This window comes from Lachnospira hominis (ex Hitch et al. 2025) (assembly GCF_040096395.1).
Taxonomy (GTDB): domain Bacteria; phylum Bacillota; class Clostridia; order Lachnospirales; family Lachnospiraceae; genus Lachnospira; species Lachnospira hominis.
In genome coordinates, this window is the sequence record NZ_JBBMES010000046.1 from 1 (window position 1) to 2334 (window position 2334).

A 2334-nucleotide genomic window follows, 5' to 3' on the forward strand; every position below is an offset into this window, starting at 1 on the left:
TCAAAGAGAACGTCCTGAATACCATTACCTGTGTGGCTTCCTGCTGCAAGTCCGCCGTGACCTTCACGAAGGAAGTTATCAAACATCCATACTTCTGAGTTAGTCTGAATCTCTGAATCTCTTGCACCCATACCAACTGAAGCACCGAAACCTAAGTTATCATCACCTGTATCTGTGAAGTTACCCCAGCAGATTACATTCTGTGAACAGCCGTATCCAAGTCCATCACCATTGTTGCCATCATATGAAAATACTTTTACATTTGTTGTAGCAATATTTCTTGAATCAAGAATATTTACTGAATGGTTTGATGGATTCTCAATTGTGATATCACCAACATATACATTTTCACAGTTTCTCATAATGAGAAGGCTTGAACGTGTTGCATAAGCAAATTTCAAATCGTCTTTGGAAATTCCTTTAGCTGCTTCTGTAGCTTCTGCTGCTGTTGTAGCTGTGCGTAATGATTCAATCTTTGCATCATCATAGTTACCTGTGTTTTTAAGGTACTTATAAGCTGAATCCTTAGACTGGATTCCCTGATAGAATACATTAACATTACCGCCACCCATGTATCTTGGGAGTCCCCATGTCTCTGTGTCTGTAGGATCACCTGCCTGTGTATTCTTACCCTTGTTAGATGTAAGACCATCACCATACATTGTTGAACCTGCACCATACTTCCAGCCATTACCATAAAGAGTACCTGTACCTGTTACTCTTACGTTCTTAATAGGATTTGACTCGTCTGATGTCATAGCATTTACAAGTCCCCATCCTCTTGTATCTGTGTAGAAAGGATACATAAGGAAGCCGATTTCAAAATGGTCACTGTTTGGTGATGCCCAAAGTGTACCATTTACTTCGAGTGTCATATCGCTCTTGAGCCATACAGCACCACTTACGAATACCTTTCCGTCTGTATTCTCAGGGATTACAACCTTTCCGCCTTCAGGACATGCATCAATTGCTGCCTGAATAGCTTTTGTATTCTTCTCGATGATTGCATTCTTTTCATCATCGTAAGATGTATATCCCTCTGTCTCTACGGCACCGAAATCCTTAATATTAAGGACCTCTGCCTTGGCAGTTGTTTTCTGTTTAATTTCCTGTGGAGTTCCAAGTTCCTTGCCGTCTTTATCAATGGCAACTACCTTGAATGTATATTCTGTGTCAGGCTGAAGACCTGTGGCTCTGAATGCATGAATATCTACATTCACCATCTCTACATCGCTTTTGCCCTGTGTGTTGTAATAGTCATAGAATGATTCCATGTACTTTGCAGCCCATGCTGCGTTTACTTTGTAATTTTCTCTTGCTGTACCTGCAAGTTTTCCGTTAATGTAAACATTATAATCTGCTACATTATCATATTTCTCAGGCTTCTGCCAAACAAGGCCAATGCTTGATTCATCATATGCAAGTGTTGGCACCTGCAAATCTGTGATGTCGCTAGAACCTTTTGTCTTATCAAATAAAGGACTTTCAAGTTCCTTTGTTCCAAACGAATCACTTGAAATTACATCAAATACGTTTTTATTAACGTATTTGTCATGTCCGTCTGTAGTAGGCAGACCTGCGGCTCCAGTGGTAATACCTGCGAAGTTTACCGAACCGACAGCCATCAGTGCAGCAAGACCAAGAGCTGCTGCTTTTCTGAATCTCCTCATAAATCCTCCTATCCGCACATTGCTGTGCTAAAAACAACTTTTACATAGTGCTTTATTTAAGTAAGTTAAAAATATAACATTTAGGTCTTTTTGTCAATATAATTTATTTTTTTCTTATCTTTTTGTGCATTATGTATATTTTTTTACATATTTTTCGTTTGAAAGCACTGTTTTTTTGTTATTTCATCTAACAAATATATTACACATTATTTACAAAAGAAGTCCGCCGCCGACAGCCTGAATTAACCGGCTGCCAGCGGCGGTGGGAGATAGAGTTATTTATATAATTGTTTAACTTATACGCTTTCCCAAAGATTATATATTAATCTTCTTTCTTTGTTCTTGCCATGAGAACATATGCTGCACCAAGAAGTGCAATACCCATAACTGCTGCGAGTGGCATTATTGTTCTCATTGTCATATCACCTGTATTTGGTGATGATGGTGTTGTTGTTGTTCCTGCACCATTTCCTGTATTATTTCCATTGTCTGCTGACGGTGTACCTGGTGTTGATGGTGTACCAGGTGTTGATGGTGTGCCTGGTGTCTTATCAGCATCTGTGTAAACAATAGCATATGTTGAGAACTCACTTGTACTGAATGTAATTGTTCCATTCTCTACTGTTATCGGAGTCACTTCTTTTGCTTCTCCATTATGAATTCT

General features: G+C 39.1%; 1 protein-coding gene and 1 pseudogene. Both read right to left on the minus strand.

The genetic code is table 11. The annotated features are described in order from the left end of the window. Positions 1-1670 (minus strand): glycosyl hydrolase family 28 protein (locus tag WMO38_RS14930; protein WP_349163205.1); only part of this gene is annotated, 1670 nt, incomplete at its 3' end. A 322-nt stretch (positions 1671-1992) separates the two neighbouring features. Then, a pseudogene (locus tag WMO38_RS14935) lies at positions 1993-2334 on the minus strand (hypothetical protein); the annotation flags it as partial.